Source organism: Caproicibacter sp. BJN0012 (genome assembly GCF_035986805.1).
GTDB lineage: Bacteria > Bacillota > Clostridia > Oscillospirales > Acutalibacteraceae > Caproicibacter.
Window position 1 is genome coordinate 1,956,335 of sequence record NZ_CP142518.1, and the last position, 15,652, is coordinate 1,971,986.

14 protein-coding genes are annotated in these 15,652 nt (G+C 51.0%); 9 read left to right on the forward strand and 5 right to left on the reverse strand.

The window, feature by feature from the left end:
• Positions 1-18 precede the first annotated feature (18 nt).
• The 7 genes from VA597_RS09440 (at position 19) to VA597_RS09470 (ending at position 7,433) form a co-directional block, all read left to right on the forward strand.
• Positions 19-1,971 carry a V-type ATP synthase subunit I gene (locus VA597_RS09440; protein WP_128742524.1) on the forward strand — a complete coding sequence of 651 codons (1,953 nt, stop codon included), beginning with the start codon at positions 19-21 and terminating at the stop codon, positions 1,969-1,971.
• A gap of 38 nt (positions 1,972-2,009) precedes the next feature.
• Positions 2,010-2,468 carry an ATP synthase subunit C gene (locus tag VA597_RS09445; RefSeq protein ID WP_128742525.1) on the forward strand — a complete coding sequence of 153 codons (459 nt, stop codon included), beginning with the start codon at positions 2,010-2,012 and terminating at the stop codon, positions 2,466-2,468.
• A gap of 28 nt (positions 2,469-2,496) precedes the next feature.
• Entirely contained in the window at positions 2,497-2,805 is a 309-nt protein-coding gene (locus tag VA597_RS09450) for a V-type ATP synthase subunit F (protein WP_128742526.1), read from the forward strand.
• Between the two features lie 32 nt (positions 2,806-2,837).
• Positions 2,838-3,437 carry a V-type ATP synthase subunit E gene (locus VA597_RS09455; RefSeq protein ID WP_128742527.1) on the forward strand — a complete coding sequence of 200 codons (600 nt, stop codon included), beginning with the start codon at positions 2,838-2,840 and terminating at the stop codon, positions 3,435-3,437.
• A 31-nt stretch (positions 3,438-3,468) separates the two neighbouring features.
• Positions 3,469-5,229 carry a V-type ATP synthase subunit A gene (locus VA597_RS09460; protein WP_128742528.1) on the forward strand — a complete coding sequence of 587 codons (1,761 nt, stop codon included), beginning with the start codon at positions 3,469-3,471 and terminating at the stop codon, positions 5,227-5,229.
• A gap of 61 nt (positions 5,230-5,290) precedes the next feature.
• Positions 5,291-6,820: a V-type ATP synthase subunit B gene (locus VA597_RS09465; protein ID WP_128742529.1), complete on the forward strand. Its 1,530-nt coding sequence runs from the start codon at positions 5,291-5,293 to the stop codon at positions 6,818-6,820.
• Positions 6,813-7,433: a V-type ATP synthase subunit D gene (locus VA597_RS09470; RefSeq protein ID WP_128742530.1), complete on the forward strand. Its 621-nt coding sequence runs from the start codon at positions 6,813-6,815 to the stop codon at positions 7,431-7,433. The genes VA597_RS09465 and VA597_RS09470 overlap by 8 nt, the downstream gene beginning before the upstream one ends.
• Before the next feature lie 79 nt (positions 7,434-7,512).
• Here VA597_RS09470 and VA597_RS09475 read toward each other — a convergent pair whose 3' ends face one another.
• Positions 7,513-8,763 (reverse strand): acetate/propionate family kinase, encoded by a 1,251-nt coding sequence (locus VA597_RS09475; protein WP_128742531.1) that lies wholly within the window; start codon positions 8,761-8,763, stop codon positions 7,513-7,515.
• 118 nt (positions 8,764-8,881) lie between these two features.
• On the opposite strand from VA597_RS09475, the gene VA597_RS09480 reads away from it, so the two are divergent.
• Both VA597_RS09480 and VA597_RS09485 read left to right on the forward strand, forming a co-directional pair.
• Complete coding sequence (locus VA597_RS09480; RefSeq protein WP_128742532.1) at positions 8,882-10,102, forward strand: tRNA(Met) cytidine acetate ligase; 1,221 nt, start codon at positions 8,882-8,884, stop codon at positions 10,100-10,102.
• Positions 10,093-11,016, forward strand: coding sequence for a hypothetical protein (locus VA597_RS09485; protein WP_128742533.1), 924 nt, complete (start codon positions 10,093-10,095; stop codon positions 11,014-11,016). The genes VA597_RS09480 and VA597_RS09485 overlap by 10 nt, the downstream gene beginning before the upstream one ends.
• Before the next feature lie 114 nt (positions 11,017-11,130).
• Here the strand turns inward: VA597_RS09485 and VA597_RS09490 are convergent, their stop codons facing one another.
• The 4 genes from VA597_RS09490 to VA597_RS09505 all read right to left on the reverse strand — a co-directional run bounded on the left by VA597_RS09490 (position 11,131) and on the right by VA597_RS09505 (position 15,651).
• On the reverse strand, positions 11,131-13,101 hold the full coding sequence (locus VA597_RS09490) for a DUF2207 domain-containing protein (protein WP_128742534.1): 1,971 nt from the start codon (positions 13,099-13,101) through the stop codon (positions 11,131-11,133).
• A gap of 26 nt (positions 13,102-13,127) precedes the next feature.
• Positions 13,128-13,685, reverse strand: a complete 558-nt coding sequence (locus VA597_RS09495; RefSeq protein ID WP_128742535.1) for a LemA family protein — start codon at positions 13,683-13,685, stop codon at positions 13,128-13,130.
• Positions 13,686-13,758: 73 nt separating this feature from the next.
• Positions 13,759-14,400, reverse strand: a complete 642-nt coding sequence (locus VA597_RS09500) for a redox-sensing transcriptional repressor Rex (RefSeq protein WP_128742536.1) — start codon at positions 14,398-14,400, stop codon at positions 13,759-13,761.
• Between the two features lie 42 nt (positions 14,401-14,442).
• Positions 14,443-15,651, reverse strand: a complete 1,209-nt coding sequence (locus VA597_RS09505) for an NADP-dependent isocitrate dehydrogenase (RefSeq protein ID WP_128742537.1) — start codon at positions 15,649-15,651, stop codon at positions 14,443-14,445.
• Position 15,652 lies beyond the last annotated feature (1 nt).

A 15,652-nucleotide genomic window follows, 5' to 3' on the forward strand; every position in this document is an offset into this window, starting at 1 on the left:
AAAGAGAGGGACCTAAGCATGGCCGTTGTGAAAATAAAAATCCTCAACGTCATCGGGAGGTTGTCCGAACTGGACGAAGTGACCACAGCACTTGGCAAATCCGGGGTTTTCCATCCGGATAACGCTTTGGCCTTTTACTCTGATACTTCCGAGTTTATCCCGTTAAACGACGAAAATCCTTATACGGACGCTCTGCATCTGATGGATGAAACCTTAAAATCCATCGACAGGCATGTCGATCTCCTGAATAGCCGCACGGTTGAAAAGATAGCGCCCACCATCAAAAACTGGCGTTCTTATGTCAAGAATTTTTCGGCTTCCGTCAATAATCTTTTAAAAAGCCGGGATGAAATCGACAAAAAGATCGCCGACGACAGCAGGGAACTCGAAAAGGTCGGCCGCTTTAAGGACCTGGACCTGAACCTCGACGACCTGCGCGAATGTAAATTCATCAAAATCCGTTTTGGTTCCCTGCCGCATGAAAGCTACGACAAACTCGCAAGCTATGACAAAGACCCCTATGTCGTTTTCTTCCCCGGCAGCAGGGATGAAGAGCGTTACTGGGGAATGTACTGCGCCCCCACCGAACGGATCGCGGAAGTGGACCGGATTTTCTCAGGCCTTTATTTTGAACGCACCCGCCTGCACGAACTGACCGGCACAATGAAGACCGCCCTCAGTCAGCTGGCAAGCCGACGCGAGAGCGAAGCAGCCCAAAGGGAAGAAATCGGACGGCAGCTCGACAACCTTTGGGAAAAAGAAAAGCAGACGGTCCAAAACATATATTCTTGGCTTTCGGAAGAGTATGTCTACTATAACATACGCCGTTATGCCGCGAGATACGGCGACAATTTCATTCTGACGGGGTGGATCCCCGCCGATCGGGAAAACCAGATTCAGGCGCAGATGAATGAACTTCAAACGGTCAAGTGCACTTTTGACCACGCGGAAAACCCCGAAGTCCTGATGCATTCGCCGCCGGTCAAGCTCAAAAACAAAAAACTCTTCCGGCCGTTTGAGTATTTTGTGGAAATATATGGCCTGCCTTCCTATGATGAGATTGACCCCACCGTCCTGGTGGCCATCACCTATTTTTTACTGTTCGGAATTATGTTCGCCGACTTGGGCCAGGGGCTCTGTGTGATAGCCGCAGGTTACTATATGTGGAAAAAGCTGAAGATGAAACTTGGAAGAATTTTGATTCCATGCGGAGTCAGTTCCTCCTTTTTCGGCATTCTGTTCGGTTCTTTCTTCGGATTTGAACATTTTTTGGATCCCTTTTATCACGCCGTTTTCGGCCTTGAAGAAAAGCCGATTTCCGTCTTGGAGCCGGAGACCACCAACTATATCATTCTTTTTTCCGTGGCGGTCGGCATTTCACTGGTTATGATCGCAATGCTGATCAATATCTATTCCTCGCTGAAAAGGAAGAATTACACCAACGCTTTCTTCGGGCCGAACGGAGTCGCCGGGTTGATTTTTTACTCGTCGATCGTATTCGGCTTTGGCGGACAGATCCTGCTTGGATGGAAGATCGTCACCCTTCCCTACGTTCTATGCCTGATCGTACTTCCTCTGATTGTCATGTTTTTTCGCGAAGTGCTGGGCGGACTGGCGGAGGCGCGCCCCGATTGGAAACCGGAAAAATGGGGCGACTACATCATGCAGAATTTCTTCGAGGTTTTTGAGTTCCTGTTGAGTTTTTTGACCAATACCATGAGCTTCATCCGTGTCGGAGCATTTGTCCTTGTGCATGCCGGGATGATGATGGTTGTGTTCATGTTGGCAGAAATGTCCTCCGGCCTCGGCTTCGCGCTGATCGTTTTGATCGGCAATATTTTCGTCATCGCTCTGGAGGGCCTGCTGGTCGGCATTCAGGCTTTAAGGCTCGAATTCTATGAGATGTTCAGCCGATTCTTCGATGGGGAGGGCCGGCCTTTTCTTCCGGTCGTTGTCCGTCAGGAATCCTGATGCATGAGTTACATATTTTCATTTAGGAGGATTTATTTATGAATTATGTTTATCTTTCTTTGCCGGTGCTCTTTCTGATCGTTTCCACATTTCTCGCCATCCGCGCAGTGAAGCGGGGCCGCAAAAAGCGCAGCGCGCTGCTTGCTCAGCTTTTTGCCTTTCTTGCCGTCTGCCTGATTTCCTTCGCTGCTCCGGCTGTCGCACATGCCGTCGTCCCTGTTGTCAATGCAACGCCTACTGAGGCAGCCACACAAACTGCTGCCGCCACGACAGACTCCTCCTCTTCTCTCGGATTTACCATGCTGGCTGCGGCCCTTTCCACCGGTCTTGCCGCAATCGGCGGCGGCATTGCCGTCGCGGCCTCCGCTCCCGCCGCAATCGGGGCAACCAGTGAGGATCCCAAGGCTTTCGGTAAAGCGCTGATCTTTGTTGCTCTCGGAGAAGGCATCGCAATCTACGGACTTCTGATGTCCATCCTGATTCTGAACAAAGTCTGACCATGATTGGGGAAACGGAGGCCGGTTTATGCGCTTTTATGTAATCAGCGACAACGTGGACACTCAGGTTGGAATGCGCCTCGCGGGCATTGAAGGCGTTGTGGTTCATACGGAAGACGAGGTAAAACAGGCTCTCCAGGCGGCGATGAACCAGGAAGATATCGCTGTGGTTCTGATTACCGAAACCCTGCTCTCCCTCTGCTCCGAAATGATTTATAACGTGAAGCTGAACCACAGGCGGCCGCTGATTGTCGAGATCCCCGACCGCCATGGCAACGGGCGCACCAAGGATTCGATCACCCGCTATGTCAGGGAAGCGATTGGCGTTAAGATATAGCCAAATTAAATTGGTCGAACGGGGGTTCATAAATGGCTTATACCGACGAGAAAAAAGATAAATTTTATATCGCCATTAATCATTATGCCGAAGAGCAGCGCAAAAAAATTGAAGACGAGATCGTCGCATTTAAGGAAAAAGAACTCGGCGAAGCAGAAATAGAGGTTCTGACGGAATGCTACCTCATGATCCAAAAGGAAATGACCCAGATGCGGACGGGGATTTCCCGGGAGCTGGCTGTCCGGGAGATGGATATGAAGCGGAGGCTGTTGGAAAAACGGCAGGAAATAGCCGGCAGGGTCTTTCAGCGGGCCGCCGAAAAATTGATTGAATTTACAAAGACGGATCGTTATGCCGACTTTCTGAAAGAATCGGCGGAACAGTTTTCAAAAACTCTGCAGGGAAAACAGGATACTGTGATTTTCATAAAGCCAGGCGACGAAAAATATGAAGAAATGATTCGCAGCGCCTTTCAGGGTCCCTGTTCTTTCCAGCCGCTTGAAAGCATCCGCATCGGCGGAATCAGAGCCCGGAACGACAGTTTGGGCCTTTTTGCCGATGAAACGCTCGACACCCTGCTGGAAAACCAGCACGATTGGTTTGAAGAGCAGTCCGGGATGGCCGTTGTCTAATGATACGGATTAGTTTTTCGGAGATGAAGTTATGGATTATAAGGATACAATATACGGAATCAACGGGCCGGTCGTGACCATCAGGAACTCCCGCAGTTTTTCCATGATGGAAATGGTATTTGTCGGGAAGGAGCGCCTGGTTGGCGAAGTAATCGGTGTTTCCAACGATATGACCACGATTCAGGTCTATGAAGAAACAACCGGCCTGCGTCCCGGCGAACCGGTTTATGGCACCGGAAGCCCGATGAACGTCACTCTTGGCCCCGGAATCCTGGACAATATATTCGACGGCATCGAGCGGCCTTTAAAGGAAATCGCCAAAAGATCCGGCTCATTCATAGCGCGCGGCAGCAATATTCCCGCCCTTGACGAAAATCGGGAGTGGGATGTTACGGTCACGGCTAAACCGGGAGACCATCTCAAGGGCGGGGACATCTATGCCGAACTGCCGGAGACTCCGGTCATCCGTCACAAGTGCATGGTGCCGCCCGGACTGTCGGGGACGGTCCTTTCCGTCAAACAAAACGGCAAATATCATGTAAACGATACAGTCGTTGAATTAAAGGACGATCTGGGAAAAGTGCATGAGCTCTCCCTCTGCCAAAAGTGGCCCATCCGCTCTCCCCGCCCCGTTGCGGGACACTTGCCGCCCAATATTCCCCTCATCACCGGCCAGCGCGTCATCGATACCCTATTCCCTGTTTCCAAGGGGGGCACGGCGGCAATTCCGGGCGGCTTTGGAACCGGCAAGACCATGACCCAGCATCAGCTTGCAAAATGGTGCGATGCGGATATTATCATCTATGTCGGATGCGGGGAACGCGGCAACGAAATGAGCGAGGTGCTGCAGGAATTTGCCGAACTGACCGATCCCAAGACAGGCCGCCTCCTGATGGACCGGACTGCACTGATCGCAAATACGAGCAACATGCCCGTGTCCGCACGCGAGGCTTCCATTTACACGGGGATTACGCTCGGAGAATACTATCGTGACATGGGGTATCACGTTGCCCTGATGGCCGATTCCACTTCCCGTTGGGCGGAAGCTCTGCGCGAGATTTCCGGCCGCCTGGAAGAAATGCCGGCGGAGGAGGGATTTCCCGCCTACCTGCCGAGCCGTCTTGCCGAGTTTTACGAACGCGCGGGCATGGTTAAAAACCTGAACGATACGGACGGCTCCATTACGATTATCGGGGCCGTGTCCCCGCAGGGCTCCGATTTTTCCGAACCTGTCACTCAGAATACAAAACGCTTTACCCGCTGTTTCTGGGCGCTCGACAAGGCATTGTCCTATGCCAGGCATTATCCCGCGATCAACTGGATGCAAAGCTACAGCGAATATTTTCCCGATCTCGACCCCTGGTATGCCAAGAATGCCGGAGAGGATTTTATCCATTATCGGAAAAAAATCAATCATATTCTCCAGCAGGAAAACAAACTGATGGAAATCGTGAAATTGATTGGGTCCGACGTGCTTCCTGACGACCAAAAACTGATCATAGAAACCGCCAGGGTAATCCGGGTCGGTTTTCTGCAGCAAAACGCGTTCCATGCGGAGGACACCTATGTCCCGCTGGAAAAACAAAAGCTGATGATGAAGGTGATTCTTCATCTGTATCAAAAGTCGAAACAGTTGATTTCGGCCAGCATCCCGATTTCAAGCATTATGAAAACCGGCCTGTTTGACAAATTAGTCAAGATGAAATATGACATCCCGAACAATAAGCCGGAGATGTTTGATGACTATATGAAAGAGATTGACAGCGTCCTCTCTAAAGTTGTATCCGGTTAGCGGGCTTGGCAGTCCCGTTAAACCTGCGCTGTAAAAATGATTCATTGGAAGGCGGTTTTACATGATTCTTGATTATATCGGTGTAAAAGATATCAACGGCCCCTTGATTGTACTGGACAACGTTCAGGACGCTTTCTTTGAAGAAGTCGTGGACATCCGGCTGGAAGACGGCAGCGTTCGCCAGGGCCGCATCGTTCAAATGGAAGGGAACCGTGCCGTGATCCAGGTCTTTGAAGGGACCCGCGGTCTTTCGCTGACCAACACAAGAACAAGGCTGACAGGGCACCCAATGGAAATGTCCCTGTCCCCCGAGCTTCTTGGCCGCACTTTCGATGGCTCCGGACGGCCGATCGACGGATTGGGAGATATCTTTCCCGTGAAAAGGGCCAATGTGAACGGAACCCCGATCAATCCTTACTCAAGAATCTATCCGAAAAATTATATCAATACCGGAATTTCAACCATTGACACTTTAATGACGCTGATCCGGGGACAAAAGCTTCCGATTTTTTCCGGCTCCGGCATGAAGCACAATGAGCTGGCCGTTCAGATCGCCCGCCAGGCGAGAATCAGTGACGAGGAAAGCGGTTTTGCCATTGTTTTTGCCGCCATGGGCGTCAAAAACGACGTTGCGGATTACTTCCGCCGTTCTTTTAATGAATCCGGGATTCTGCGCCGGGTCGTCATGTTCCTGAACCTTGCAAACGACCCGATTATAGAAAGGATCCTGACACCCCGGTGCGCGCTGACGGCCGCCGAGTATCTGGCCTTTGAACTCAATATGCATATTCTTGTCATCATGACCGATATGACCGCTTACGCCGAGGCTCTCCGTGAATTCAGCTCCTCAAAAGGCGAAATTCCCGGCAGAAAGGGATATCCGGGATATCTTTATTCCGATCTTGCCTCTCTTTACGAACGCGCCGGAATGGTGAATGGAAAAACCGGTTCCGTCACACAGCTTCCGATTCTGACCATGCCGAACGACGACGTGACTCATCCCGTCCCCGATCTCACCGGCTATATCACGGAAGGCCAGATTGTTCTTGACCGCTCCCTGGACGGACAGGGGGTTTATCCTCCCGTCGCCGTGCTTCCTTCCCTCTCGCGTCTGATGAAAGACGGCATTGGCGAAGGTTATACCAGGGAAGACCACTCCGCGCTCTCCAATCAGCTTTTCGCTTCCTATGCCAAGGTAATGGATGTCCGTTCCCTGGCTTCCGTCATCGGCGAAGAAGAATTGTCGCCTGAAGACAAAAAATATCTGGAATTCGGTAAAATGTTCGAGGCCAAGTTTGTAAATCAGGGCCCTTTGGAAAACCGCTCCATTGAGCAAAGCCTTGACCTTGGATGGGAGCTTCTCTCCACCCTGCCCCGCGAAACTTTGGACCGGGTTGACGATTCTACGCTGGATAAATATTACGAGCCGGCAAAGACGCGTCTTTTAAGCCGCGATAACTCGAAAAAGGGTGCCTCCCAGGCAATATGGGACCGCCTGAACCGGATCGACGGCGGTTCGAGTGAAGAAGACAGTGAAGACAGTGAGGACGATATGGAAGACAACGGCAGCGGAGGCGTTGAAAATGAGTGATCAGACCGTCCCCACCAAGGGCAATCTTCTGTCGGTTAAAAAGACCCTCGAGCTTTCGCGCTCCGGATTTGACCTGCTGGACCGAAAACGCAACATTCTGATCCGTGAAATGATGTCCTTGATCGAAAGGGCAAACCAATTACAGGGAAAAATCGATACGGCTTACGAAGAAGCATATGCGGCCTTGCAGCGCGCCAATATAACGCTCGGCATTGTCAAGGAACTTTCGCAGACCGTTCCAATAGAAAACGGATTGAACGTGGCTTATCGCAGCGTAATGGGCGTGGAAATTCCAATGGTATCTTTTCATCCGGAGGAAGTCCAGCTTCCCTTCGGATTGGTTTCAACCAATATCCTTTTGGATCGCGCTTATTTGAAATTCGATGAGGTCAAAAAATTAACGGCGGAACTCGCCGAGGTCGAAAACAGTGTTTATCGTTTGGCTTATGCGGTGAAAAAGACCCAAAAGCGTGCAAATGCGCTCAAGAACATTATGATTCCCCGTTTTGAACAAACAGTAAAGACCATCACGGAGGCGCTTGAGGAAAAGGACCGTGAAGATTTTTCGCGGATGAAAATTATAAAACACCATAAGACCAGCAAAACGGCGTAAAAGAGCTTCCCTTCAGGGAAGCTCTTTTTTCCTCTTATTAATTCATGCAGTCCTGATACAGATCTTTCAACGCCGCTTCTCAGACGTCTTCAAGGTCAACGTTTGTCTTGTCCGGAGTGGAAGCATACACAAGCCTGCTTACAATATCCTTCGTGTCGCGGGCAATGACAAGCTCTTCATTCGTATTGATCACGTATACGGATACGGTCGAATCAAAGGAGGAGATTTTCCCCTCTTTGCCAAGAATCAACTCGTCATTTCGGATCGGATCGATTTTAACGCCGAGATATTTCAGATTCTTGCAGATGCTATAACGCATCGGCGGCTGATTTTCTCCCAGCCCCGCGGTAAAGACAATGCAGTCCACCCCGTTCATCGCCGCCGTATAAGCGCCGATTTGTTTGGAAATCTGATAATTCAGCATTTCATGGGCTAGGATCGCCTTCGGGTCTCCTCCGATCTCCGCCTTTGTTACGTCCCGGTCGTCGCTGTAGCCACAGATACCGTACATTCCGGATTTGCGGTTCAGAATCTCATCCATCTGCTTCGGAGTCAGGCCCTCTTTCTCCATAATAAACGTCACAATGGACGGGTCGAGCGAGCCGGAGCGCGTCCCCATCATAAAGCCGTCCAGCGGGGTGAGGCCCATGCTGGTATCGATAACCTTTCCATTCAATATTGCCGTAATGGAAGAACCATTGCCGATATGACAGGTTATCATTTTAATATCTTCGAGCGGCTGATGCATCAAATGCGCACAGTGAAGGCTCACATAACGATGGGAAGTCCCGTGAAATCCATAGCGGCGGATATGATATTTTTCATAATACTCATATGGAATGGCATACATATAGGCCCTCGGGGGCATCGACGCATGAAACGATGTGTCGAAAACAACACACTGAGGCTTTTCCTTGCCGAATACTTTCTGGCACGCCAGAATTGCGGTTACCTCAGGGCCGTTGTGGAGCGGGGCAAGGGGAATCAGGCGCTCAATCTGATGGATCACCTCATCCGTCACCAGAACGGATTTGTCAAAAGCGGCTCCCCCCTGAACAACGCGGTGGCCAATCGCGGAAATCTCATCCAGGCTGGAAATCACTCCCGTTTCCTTGTCGACAAGGGCATCCGTAACAAGATGAAACGCGGCCATATGATCATCAATTTCAGTTGTAATCTTTTTCTCGCGGCCGTCAAAGGTTTTGTGCTTAAATACGCCGTCCACGCCGATTCGGTCGCAGACTCCCTTTGCAAGCCATTTTTCCGTATTCATATCAATCAACTGATACTTCAGGGAAGAGCTGCCCGCATTAATAACCAATACTTTCATTTATTTTCCTCCATTATTTCACGCATTCATAGAAGAACTGTTGTAAGAACCTTTAGAATCGTGTAATATAAATATATCATAATACAGGAAAGGTATAATTTCAAGGATATCTTATAAAATGTTATCAGCAGGAATTATCTGTGAGTACAATCCATTCCATCTCGGGCACAGCTATTTAATCCGCCGGCTCCGGGAATACGGAGCGACGCATATCGTCGCCGTCATGAGCGGCAATTTTGTGCAGCGCGGAGATGCGGCAATCCTCTCCAAGCCTGCCAGAGCCCTCCAGGCGCTTCTTTGCGGCGCGGATCTTGTGGTGGAGCTTCCCCTCCCCTGGGCCGTTTCCGGTGCGGAGCGGTTTGCGCTGGGCGGCGTTTCGTTGCTTGACGCCATCGGTGTCGACCTCATCGGATTCGGAAGCGAGTGCGGAAGCGTGGAACGTTTAAAAGAAGCGTCCCTGGCGCTTTCCTCTCCGTCGCTGCGGGAGGCCATGCGCCAATCTCTCGCGAAAGGGTCAACCTTCGCCGCGGCACGGCAGCGGGCCGTTGAACAACTGTACGGAATGAAAACGGCAGAACTGCTCCGCGACCCTAACAATATTCTTGGGATCGAATATTTAAAGGCAGTCGGCCGGATCGGTTCCGGCATCGCCCCCGTAACGGTTCAACGCTACGGCTCCGCTCACGGCGGCGAGTCCGGAAGCGGGCCTTATGCTTCTTCCGGACAGATCCGAAATATGCTGCAAAATGGGCGGGACTGTTCCGCACTGATGCCGCCCGCGGCATTCTCCGTTCTGCAGGAGGAGATCAGGTTGGAAAGAGCACCGGCAAGCCTGTTCCGCGCAGAACGTGCCATTCTTGCCCAGCTTCGGCGCATGACCCGGCATGATTTTGCGCTGCTGCCCGATATCAGTGAGGGGTTGGAAAACAGGATTCTGAATGCGGTCAGACAAGCGGCAGGTCTCGAGGATCTATATTTCCTTGCAAAAACCAAACGCTACCCTCTCGCAAGGATCCGCCGCATCGTCCTTTCCGCATTTCTGGGTCTGAAAGCCGGATCCGCCTCCGGGTTTCCTCCCTATATCCGCGTCCTCGGCATCGGAGAACGGGGGCCGGAGATTCTGCAAAAAGCCAAGGCCGCCGCAAAACTGCCGATTGTTTCCCGCCCCGCCGATCTGAATGCCCTTGGGGATCGGGCCAGGGAGATCGCGGACCTTGAAAACAGGGCCGCGGATTTATATGCACTGTGCCTTCCGAAGGTCGCTCCCTGCGGCCTTGACCGGACTGAAAAAATCATTACGCTTCCATATCGAAAAGGGGGTCCCGGCTCATGGAATTGACAGAACAGGAATATGAAAATTTCGGCCGCTGCGTCAGGATCACCAACGGCGTCATCGACTGCATTGTCTCGATTGAAATCGGGCCCCGAATTTTACGTTTTGGATTCGTTGGAGAAAAGAACATTTTATATACTGACCTGAAACGCAAGTATCAGCGTCCGGCAGACGAGGCTTCGGCAGCTTCCGATAAAAATACAATCTACTACCTGTACGGAGGGCACCGCCTTCAGATACGCCAATCACCGCAGGTCGATTTTCCTGACAATTCTTCAGTGGTCTATGGCACTCCGGCGGAAGGCGTTACTTTTACAGCGCCAAAGCTGAAAAAAAAAGAAGTCCAGCTCTCCTACGAGATTATCATGGGAAAAGACGCCTCGGATATCATGATTGTTCACGCAGCTAAAAACTGCTCCAAAGAGACAATGCTGCTCGGCCTGTCTCCGGCCACCCTTCTTGAAGGCGGCGGAGTCGCCGTGATTCCACAAAATCAGCAGACGCAATCCGGGCCGCCGAGCAAAACCCTGAATCTTTGGCCGGATACGGACATTAACGACCGCAGAATCTTTTATGGAAACCGCTTTCTCACCGTCCGGCATGAGCCCGGAAATGAAAAGCCTCTTAGAATCGGCACCAACAATTTTTCGGGCTGGACCGCCTATGCGGGGAGCGGTTTTACACTGGTCAAGAGGTTCGTGGCGAATCCTCAGGCCGCCTATCCGGACTCCGGAAGCTCCGGGGAAATTTGTCTCACCCCGGACTTCGTCGAGCTTTCCACCTTAAGCCCCCTGTACGAGGTAAATCCCGGCGAAACCATCAAACACGTTGAGAATCTGTTACTCTGCCGAAGCGGCATGGTCCCCGCTTTTTCCGGAGAAGACGAGATCGGGAAATGGACAGATGAAATACTAACTTAGCGTAGAGACGCGGAAATCTGGAAGCAAAATGCGTTTTGATGCGGATTTTTCTCGCATCAAAACGCATTTTTTGTCTTCGAGCCAAAGTTTTAATCTGTTTTTCAGAGTGCCTGTTCATCGGACACCGCCGCCACCGCCGCCGCCAAAGCCGCCGCCGCCACCGGAGAAACCTCCTCCTCCGAGGCCGCCGCCGCCGAAACCGCCGAATCCGCCGAATTTTCCGCCGCCGTTCATCGCCGGATTGGAAAGCCTTGTGGCAGCCGAACCAATCTGCTGAAAGGAACTGCCCAGAGCGGCGCCAAAATCAAAGGTGCCCCGCGCCGGCGCGAGCCCTCCCCAGTAAATTCTTGGCCCGAACATAAAATACAGGTAACTGCCGGTAAAATACTGATCACGAAAAGCGGCCTCCCCAAGCTGGGGATACGCCATCCTCAATTGTTTACAGACCTCGCCGGAAACACCCATCATGGTCGCGTAAACCAAATACTCCTCCCAGAGTTCGAGCTGCGGCACCCCGTATTCTTTCATCCGGGAAAACTCAACCATATATTTTTTCAGGCCGTGCCACACGCCGTATTCATACTCTCCCCTTTCGCTCAGCTTCATTTTCGCGGACCCGCCGACCCATAGCAGAGCGCCGGAAATTAACAGGGAAAGCGGCAGATAGACCAGCAGGGCATTCAAAAAGCTCGTCGACAGAAATACGGCGGCCGCAAGAAAGACAAGCAGGGCGCCAACCCATTTGGAAGTAGAAAACAAAATCGGCCTTGCTTCATAATACCCCCGCTTTGAAATTTCCCGCTTTGCCGCAGCCAGAAAATCCTCCATTTTGCTGCTGACATATGAGCCATGCTGCTGTGCGTATTCTTCGAATTCTTTCATCGTAAAAGAATTTTCCGATTCCTCGCCCACTGTGAAAATCAGCTCGAAAAAGACCTTTTCACTCTCCGTCAGTTCCTTTCCATCGCTGTCCCCGGTCAAGATCACGGACAGCCGGTCCCCGCTGCTTTCAAAACGGACAAGGCCCTTCCGTGCAAGGCTTAATAGAGTGGCGCTAAACATCCTGTTTTTTTCTTTTTCACGCAGACCCGAATAAAAATAATATAGGTTGGCGATGCCGCCCGGACTGTTTCCCGGAGGTATTTCGCGGGTGTATTCCGGAACGGTAACAGGGTACCTTCTGTTTTTTTTGCGAAGCCTGAAAAAGAAATACAAGCTCAGGATGATCACAAGAACCGCGCTGACGGCATCAAGGATTCCAAGCACGAATTCCCTGTGGAGCTTCTGCGCATATTCGTCAGCCCATTGCTGCTCTTCCTTCTGGATTCCGGATAAAACGGACTGGGAGGAAATCTTTCCGGAAGACGGAAAGAGCTGCGGGGGCATGCAAAGGCGCACTTCCACGGAATGCCCGGCCGGGATGGAAGAAGCACGAAATCCGATCTGATCGGCCGAATCGATCGACAGATTGCTGCTCACATCCGTATGAAGCCAGGCATTCACATTGTCCTTCAAGCCGCCGGACGGGAAGCGGACGGTACCGCTGAGCGACGTGATGGGCATACTGAAATTGTTCGACAGAAAATAGTTGTATAGAACCGCCGTGTCTGCATAGACACTGACGATATTTTTCAGCCTGTAAGAAAAAGTAAAGGTCCGGACGCCCCTTTTGAGCGCGGGCATGAACCAGCCGATTTCAACGTCTTGCCCCGACCGGTGCAAATAACACCGATCCTGCATCTCGTCTCCGGAAACACTTTCCGGGTCCACATCCCCCGCGAACGAATAGGAAATCCTGCGGTCTTCGTCGTAGACAGTCAAATCCGTGATGTCGTCCGCTTTTTCGGCGTCCATCGGAAAACTACGGTACAAATTGCGGTAAGGCCTGTTCCGGTCTTTCAGATCGACTTTCCAGGTCTCCGAAACCGTCATATCGCCGTTTTCCATCAGAACGGCGGAGATGTTCAGCTGATCCAGAACCTGCTTGGAATGTTGGCCATAGTCCGAACAGCCGGAAAGCGGGATCATGCTGAAAAGCATCGCCGTGAAAAGAATCAGTCTGCCAAATCTAGCTTTTGAAACCATACGCGGGACATTCCATTTATTTAATCTCAAAACTTTACCTGCGGCACAGACCGGTCCGCTTCTTCGACTTCAAAATATTTCTTTCGTTCAAAGTGAAAAACCGACGCGATCAGATTCGATGGAAAATGCATGACATATTCATTGTATTTCATGGCAGTATCGTTATAGAACTGACGGGACATCGCGATTTTTCCTTCAATCTCACGCAGCTGTCCCTGCAGGTCCAGAAAGTTCTGATTTGCCTTCAATTCGGGATATTGTTCAGCGGTGGCGAAAAGATTGAAAATAGCCTTTGATAGCTTCGCATTATTTTCCATTGCCTCTTCCGGGGTTTTGGAATTCATTGCCGCGCTGCGCCATTTCGTCACCTCTGACAGAGTTGACTTTTCGTGAGCGGCATAGCCCTTCACGGTCTCTACCAAATTCGGAATCAAATCGACTCTTTTTTTCAGCTGCACATCGATCTGAGCCCATCCATTGTCGACGCGGACGGAAAACGATACTAATTTGTTATACGCGGAAACGCACCAGATAATCAAAATCAGCAAAATCCCCAAAAGTACTGCCAGCGGAATCCAACCCATTAAATCCCCCCTTTATCCACATTTTCTCCATGATATCAGAAATATATGATATTGATCGGTGAAAAGTGTAAAATTATTTTAAAGTCTTATTGGAAATGCGGTAACACAATGTCATCAGGCTGTCATTCAAATGCACGTTCTCGACGATGGCATCCGGATATTGCATGGAAATATCATAATGGCTGAAATTCCAAAAATTTCGGATTCCCAAACTGTAGAGTTTTTCAGCCAGTTCCGCCGCCGCGCTTGGGGGAAGACAGAAAATAGCCATTACGGGTTTTTCCTTTTTGCAGAATTCCTCCATCTCTGAAACGTCCTTCACCTTGAGATTGGCCAGTTCCATCCCGATCCGGTCAGGGGAGCTGTCAAAGATGCCGATCAAATGAAAGCCTTCCATTTCAAAAGACATATGGGTCCCGATCGCGCGGCCGAGGTTGCCGGCCCCAAACAGCACCGTAGGGTATTGGCTGGCAAGGCTGAGAATATTGGCGATTTCATCGCAAAGCTGGCTGACAATATACCCATATCCCTGCTGGCCGAATCCGCCGAAGCAGTTCAGATCCTGGCGGATCTGGGAAGCGGTAAGCCCCAGCTTGGCGGAAAGCTCCGTCGAAGAAATTCTTGTCACCCCTTTGTCCTTCAAATGGCTCAGGAAACGGTAATATCGGGGCAGCCTCCTGATAACAGACATTGAAACATTTTCACGTCTTGGCATGACGCATTCCTCCATTCCTCATCATGTGAAACATGAAATTTATTACGACTGATTCATTCGCGAACGTACGGCGTACAAAAAAGTTTCCGTATCGACTGTTTCTTTGCTTTGCAGCGTCGAAATACCCGCGAGGTCCCCCGTCATGATTCCGCTCTCGACAGTCCGAAGCAACGCCGCCTCCAGTTGATCCGCAAAACCGGAAAGCTCCGGCGTTCCGTCGAGCTCGCCCCTCTTTTTCAAGGCGCCGGTCCAGGCGCACAGGGTCGCAATCGGATTCGTCGAAGTTTTTTCCCCTTTCAGATAGCGGTAATAGTGGCGCTGTACCGTTCCGTGCGCCGCTTCATATTCATAGATGCCCTTCGGGGAAACCAGCACGCTGGTCATCATGGCAAGGCTTCCAAACGCCGTGGCGATCAGGTCGCTCATGACGTCGCCGTCATAATTTTTGCAGGCCCAGATAAAACCGCCGTCCGAACGGACGACGCGCGCGACGGCGTCGTCAATCAGCGTATAGAAATAAGTAATTCCCGCGCGTTTAAATTTTTCTTCGTATTCTTCTTCAAATATTTTCTGAAAAATATCTTTAAATCTGTGATCGTAGGTTTTGGAAATCGTGTCCTTTGTAGAAAACCAGAGATCCTCCTTCGCCTCCAGTGCATACTGAAAGCAAGAGTGGGCAAAATCGGCAATACTCTGATCCAGGTTGTGAACGCCCTGTACAACTCCGGCGGACTGAAAATCATGAATTGTCGTCCGGCTTTCCTTCCCGGAAGCATCCGTAACGACCAGTTCGGCTTTGGAGCCCGCCGGAGCGGTCATTTCAACATTTTTATACACATCGCCGTACGCGTGTCTGGCGACCGTAATCGGCTTTTTCCAAGACGGCACCAACGGGGTAATTCCCCTGACCAGAATCGGCTTGCGAAAAACCGTTCCGTCCAGTATGGAGCGGATCGTGCCGTTTGGCGATCTCCACATCTTCTTGAGCTGATATTCCTTCACACGGTCCGCATTGGGCGTGATCGTGGCACATTTGACGCCGACGCCGTATTTTTCGATCGCCCGCGCCGCTTCCTCCGTAACGCGGTCCTCCGTTTCATCGCGGTGCTTCAGGCCCAGATCATAATACTCGGTTTTCAGATCAACATACGGAGTGAGAAGAATATCTTTGATCTGTTTCCAGATAATACGTGTCATCTCGTCCCCGTCCATCTCTACGAGCGGGGTCCGCATCTTTATTTTTTCCGCCATA